Raw genomic sequence first — 6,095 nt, 5'->3', positions numbered from 1 at the left:
TTCCCAAACCCCATACTTTCCGCCTTCATCCCATACAGGATCAAATTGATAATTTGACTCTACAAATTGAATAAGTTCATTCCATGCTTCCATTGCTGTCTCGCCTAGTAGAGATTCTATTTGCTCTTTATTAGGAATTGTCTCAAGCACATTTACACCTCCTTGCTTTCTTGATTTCTAAAAAAATAAAGGGTAGACAAGGGGACAGGTGACTTGTCCACTATAGTTTCTCAAGCAATCTCACATACAGTACTTTTTTGTCCTTTAGAAATAAGCAAAACTCCACCCGCTGCGCTTATTGGCAAATGAATTAACATACTATACCACTTTCTTCCTAATACATGGGCTGCAGCAAATACAATGGTAGAAATGAAGAAAGCAATAATCATAGAATTATTTCCATTCGATTAATCCACTGGATTAATCGAAATATAGCAAGCTGTCTAATCAAAGTTTCTAAATAAGGTTTAATTATACAAACTACGAAGAATAGTTTTATTATATTTTTAATTTAAAATATGTATTTACTTCTTCTTCAGGTTCTTTATTTATTTCATACCAAGGTATCCAAGCGATAAGAAAAGAAAGTAACCATTCAACAAAAAATAATACCATCATAAACTTATATCGTGGATATTCTAACAGCTTATTAATAAGATTATGCATATTCGTCCCCTTCTAATTAATAGTATATAAACTTTCAATAACTCTTACTTCTCCATATTTTACACCTCATTATATTGACTTTTCTATTACAAACATGCTTAATGCTTTCTAAAATAATTATTTTTACCATATCCCTCCATCACTTCGTCAAATATTTTATCTATACCCTTATTTCTATCAATAGCTTTTCGGAAATAACAAGATTCATATAGGACTTTTCCATATTCTACACTAGATTCATTAATGTTTCTCCATGAATTCAATAAGTTTTCTTTTTTTGGATGTTGGCGTTCATATTCATAAGCACTTTGTAATATTAGCTGAAAAGCTTCCATTTCATCATTTCCTCTTTTAATGATAATATTCTTATTCTTAATATAAGCTTGTTTATCATTTAATGAGGTAGCTCCTGCAAATCCGTCCCTTGCTGCATAGTAAACATTTCTTATATTCATCATAACCATGGTTCCAAAACACATGGGACAGGGTTCCATTGTTGAATAAAGTATGTATTTTCGTATATCTGGATGTTCTCTTTCAACTAATCCAAACATGGCATCCATTTCTGCATGTGCCATATTGGTTCCAGTAAGGGGAGTACTACCTTCCTTATCGAATATTCTATTTCTCCCTATGGAAATTATATTTCCTTTAGCATTTACAATTACTGCTCCTATTGGTATGGTTCCACTTTTATATGCTTCCCAAGCCATTTGAAAAGCTATTTGCCAAGGTTTTTCTAAATCATTCCACATCCTTGCTCCTCCTTGAACTTTATACCTTTTTACCAATTCTTAACATGTATATACATATTCTAGATTTTACTTCAATTTCCTTCTTTTTAGCTTTTATTTTCTAAAATTAAAATGATAGGTAATTATTCTACCTATCATTTTAAATAATTGCTAATCAATCAATTCAAATTATTGATCTCTTTTAGTTTTAATTTTCAAAATAAAGTAATAGTATTTAACTATTACTACCAGAACTATGAATAGTTTAACGAGTTTATTATACACCCTTATTAACGGAATACTTAACATGAGATCTGACAATATCATTAACTTTACTTTTATTCTATGTTTGATGATAAAAATATATATCCTTTTCCATATATTTATTAACCTTTTTTATTATAATTTATCCATAGAGTACATATATAAGCCCTATAATCCCCATTAAGAAACTTGTAATATTAACTAATATTGCAAAGGCTACTCTTCGTGATTGGGAATGTTCTTTTAAATATTTTTTATACTTATAATATCTATTCAACACTTTTTAATAAATTCTTCCATAGAAAAATATAAAATTCTCCCACTTCAAAGTAAGTTTAAAGTGAGAGAATTTCTATTATATTCTTATGATTTTAATCTATACTTTTCAATGATTCAACCATTTCAACATTCTTTAATTTATAATACATAGCAAAATTAACAAAAGCTGCAAAACCAATAGTTAATATAATGGAAATAATATAGGATTTAAAGTCCAATTCTAATCCGAACATTAAGTTATCCATTTCGACAGTAGTCATTATATATCGGTGTAAAAATATACCAATAAAAAGGCCTATTAAGGTACCTATAATTGTCAATATTGTATTTTCTCTATAGATATAGGCAGATACTTCTCTGTCATAAAAACCTAATACCTTTATAGTAGCAATCTCCCTTATCCTTTCCGATATATTTACATTAGTTAGATTATATAAAACTACAAAAGCTAGAGCCCCTGCTGAAAATATCATTACAAATACTACATAGTTTAAGCTTCTTATTGTCTCCTCAAAATCTTCCTTTAAAGTTGTATTGAAGCTAATATTATCGATCCCCTCTTTCCTTATTAAATCCTTTGAAAGTCTATCTTCAAACTTTTCTGTTTTCTCCTTTAGCTTTCCAATAGCTTCATTGAATTTTACTTCTTCTAGGAAAATTCCTTCATAATACTCTGGAGAAAGATATACATAATTTCCAACATAATTCTCTGTAATTCCTTGTATTATTACTTTGCTTTCGTCATTCTCACTATTTCTAAAAATTATTTCATCACCAACTTTAACATCTAAACTCCTGCTAACCTGTTCTGTAATGACAACCCCCTTGTCTGGTATGGGGATCAAATCCCTATCCTTCCTATTTCTAAGATTAATATATCTATGAATAGAATTAATATCTTTAGGAACAATTATACTAATATCCTTTGTAATAGAATTAAAATTAATTTCTCCGCTTTCTTTGTGGATCAATTCATATCCTAAGATTCTTTCATCATCTAAATGTTTAATGCCTTTAGAGTCTAATCCTACAGTTATATCATAGATAAACAATTGACCAAATTGTCTATCTACAACTGTCCTAATGGAATCCCTAATCCCAAAAGCTGCTAGAATCAAAGCAGTACAACCTGCAACTCCAAAAACTGTCATGAAGAACCTTCTCTTGTACCTAAATATATTTCTAATGGTTACTTTCCAGCTAAAATTAAATCTATTCCAAATAATAGGTATTCGTTCAAGGAGTATTCGTTTCCCAGCTTTAGGAGCTCTAGGTCTTAATAATGCAGCTGTTGTTTCTTTAAGTTCATTACTACAAGCTATGAATGCAGTAATGGTAGTAAGGCCTATAGCGATTGAGGAAGTAGTTAATGCTAAAAATGTATTAAAGTTAAGCTCAACCGGTGGCAGCATATACATTATTCCGTAGGCATTAAATATTACAATTGGGAATATTGTAAACCCTATGGCTATACCAATAGTACATCCTAAGAGAGTTGCTGCAAAGGCATAAAAAATATATTTGAAAGCTATAGCTCCTCTTCCATAACCTAAGGCCTTTAATGTACCAATATTAACTCTTTGTTCATCTACCATCCTAGTCATGGTAGTTAAACAAACTAAAACTGACACTAAAGCAAAAAATACAGGAAATACTTGTGATAGAGCATCTATCCTATCTGCTGCTCCTCCATAATCTACATAGGAAAAATGACTATTTCTGTCTAAAACATACCATTTTCCTTTTTCAATATCCTTAATTTCTTTTTCTGCATCTTCTATCTCTTCCCAAGCTTTTTCTAATTCTTCTTTAGCTTCTGCCTTTGACTTTAAATATTCTTCTTCTCCTTTTGCCAGATCCTCTTTTGCCTTTTTTAGATCCTCCTTAGCTTTTTCAATCTCTAAAAGGCCTGTTCTCTCTCCTTCTATTAGTTTCTGTCTTTCCTCTTCAAGGGTTTTTCTTGTAGAAAGGAGTAATTCCTTAGTTTTTACTAATTCTTCCTCCCCCTTAGCCAATTCAAGCCTTTTTAATTCCATTTCCCTTTTCCCAGCTTCTACAGATTCCTTTGTTTCTCCTAACATTTCAGTTAAAGTTTGAAGTTCTATGGTAAGTTTATGCTTTTCTTCCTCTGGAAGTAGTGGGTTTTCTAAGGTCATATTGATTTGGGCAATTGAATTTTCTAATTCCACTATTCCTTCCTCAGCTTTTTTAATTTCCTCTTCAGCTTCCTTAAAACCTTCTTCAGCTAGTTTTTTGTTTTCTTCAAAGGCTCTTAATGCCAAATTATATTCTTCTTCACCTTTTTGTAAATTATTTTCTGCTATAGTTAATTTTTCTTTTCCTTCTCGAATAGTTCTATAAAAATCCCTTTCTTTCTTCACTAATTCCGTCTCACCTTTGAATATTTCCTCTTTCCCACTTTGGATTTCCTCAAAAGCATCGGCTAATCTAGCCTCTGCTTCTTCCTTTTGTTCAAAATATTCTTTCTTACCTTTTTCTAATTCTTCTTCAGCCTCCTGGATTATCCCTTTATATCTTATGGCTTCCCTTTTTTTAGCTAATTCTTTTAATTGATCTGTAATTGGATTAACAATATTAAAGTATTCATCATCATATGAATTTAACTCTTTAGCTCCTTCAACTGTTACATAGATATCCGTATAGTAATCTAGCTTAAAATTATCTCCAGGCACCATAATAAAAGATCTAACCTGTCCATTGCCTATATTACTGCTACCTTTCTGAAAGGATAGATAATATGGTGTTTGAACCGTTCCTACAACCTTATATTCTGTATGTTTTAGATAGTCACTTAAAGGTTCTTCTTTACCTGATTGTAGCTTGATAGTAGAGCCAATAGGTACTATAAAATTATGAATTTTACCTTTTTCTATTACACATTCCCATGGTTCTTCTGGAAACCTTCCTTCTATTAGTCTAGTATTATTGATTCCATTTGGTTCGGGAAGCTTATGAACTTTTAATACTACTTCTTGTTCATCATATTCAGCTAAAGCATCTATAGTATAGGTTCCAAAGACTTGTTCTATGCCTTCTGTTTTTTTAGTTTCTTTAAGATCATCTTCTGTTAAACCAAAGGTAGATATAATCCGAATATCCATTAAATTATAATCATCATAATATTTATCAGCTGTTTTTTTCATATCTTCTGGAGATATTTTTAACCCAGTAAAAAAAGCTACCCCTAAAGCTATTATAGCTGTAATTGATAGAAATCTACCAAGAGATTTCTTTATATCTCGCAATATATCCTTTATCAAAGCTTTTTTTATCACTACCATTCAATCCTTTCTACTGGAATAGGATTATCATTATTGGTTTGACTTTCTATGATACCATTTCTTACTCTAACTATTTTATCTCCCATAGGGGCTATGGCTAAATTGTGGGTTATGATAACTACTGTCATCCCGGTTTTTCTGCATGTATCCTGAAGCAGTTTTAATATAGATTTTCCTGTATTATAGTCTAAGGCTCCTGTAGGCTCATCACATAGAAGAAGTTTAGGATTTTTAGCTAAAGCTCTTGCTACAGCTACCCTTTGTTGTTCTCCCCCAGATAATTGGGCTGGAAAATTATCTTTTCTATGGCTTAATCCCACATCTTTCAATACTTCATCGATGTCTAAAGGGTCTTTAGATATCTGGGTTGCCAATTCTAGGTTCTCCCTTGCCGTTAGATTTTGAACTAGATTATAGAATTGAAATACAAACCCAACATCATTTCTCCTATATGTAATCAATTCCTTGTGGGAAAGTTTGTGTATCCCCTTATGATCAACGTAAATTTCACCAGAGGTAGGTCGATCCATCCCCCCTAATATGTTCAATATCGTACTTTTCCCAGCTCCACTGGCTCCTACTACAATAACTAATTCACCTTTATCGACAGAAAAATTTACTCCATTTAAAGCATTAATTTCGACATCTCCCATTTGATATGTTTTTTTAACATCTTTAAATTCTATATATTTATACATTTTCTCTACTCCTTATTGTGGACATGGGGACAGGTCATTTGTCCACTATAGTCTCCCAATTAGGCTTTTTGAAAATCCAGTAATTCTGGATAATTGCCTTAAAGATACTCCCTTGATATCTTTCAATTCCTTTAATATACTATTTCTCTTAT

Annotated in this window: 6 protein-coding genes; all 6 read right to left on the bottom strand. The window is 31.3% G+C overall.

Features of this window, described 5'->3' with window-relative positions; all coding sequences use genetic code 11:
• On the bottom strand, positions 1 to 150 hold a 150-nt coding region (locus C3E89_RS13530; RefSeq protein ID WP_442870617.1), incomplete at its 3' end, for a DUF3788 family protein.
• Positions 151 to 230: 80 nt separating this feature from the next.
• Complete coding sequence (locus tag C3E89_RS10435) at positions 231 to 389, bottom strand: hypothetical protein (protein WP_236912800.1); 159 nt, start codon at positions 387 to 389, stop codon at positions 231 to 233.
• Positions 390 to 498: 109 nt separating this feature from the next.
• The gene (locus C3E89_RS10430) at positions 499 to 666 is read right to left on the bottom strand and encodes a hypothetical protein (protein ID WP_236912798.1); all 168 of its coding nucleotides are present in this window, start codon (positions 664 to 666) and stop codon (positions 499 to 501) included.
• 98 nt (positions 667 to 764) lie between these two features.
• Positions 765 to 1,421 carry a nucleoside deaminase gene (locus tag C3E89_RS10425; protein ID WP_236912796.1) on the bottom strand — a complete coding sequence of 219 codons (657 nt, stop codon included), beginning with the start codon at positions 1,419 to 1,421 and terminating at the stop codon, positions 765 to 767.
• Between the two features lie 614 nt (positions 1,422 to 2,035).
• The gene (locus C3E89_RS10420) at positions 2,036 to 5,245 is read right to left on the bottom strand and encodes an ABC transporter permease (RefSeq protein ID WP_236912794.1); all 3,210 of its coding nucleotides are present in this window, start codon (positions 5,243 to 5,245) and stop codon (positions 2,036 to 2,038) included.
• A complete protein-coding gene (locus tag C3E89_RS10415) occupies positions 5,239 to 5,943 on the bottom strand; it encodes an ABC transporter ATP-binding protein (RefSeq protein ID WP_236912792.1) in 705 nt (234 codons plus the stop codon). The genes C3E89_RS10420 and C3E89_RS10415 overlap by 7 nt, the downstream gene beginning before the upstream one ends.
• Positions 5,944 to 6,095: the final 152 nt, after the last annotated feature.

The sequence above is a fragment of the Clostridium sp. Cult1 genome, assembly GCF_021655095.1.
GTDB lineage: Bacteria > Bacillota > Clostridia > Tissierellales > Tepidimicrobiaceae > Schnuerera.
This window is presented reverse-complemented; position numbering and strand designations above follow the sequence as displayed.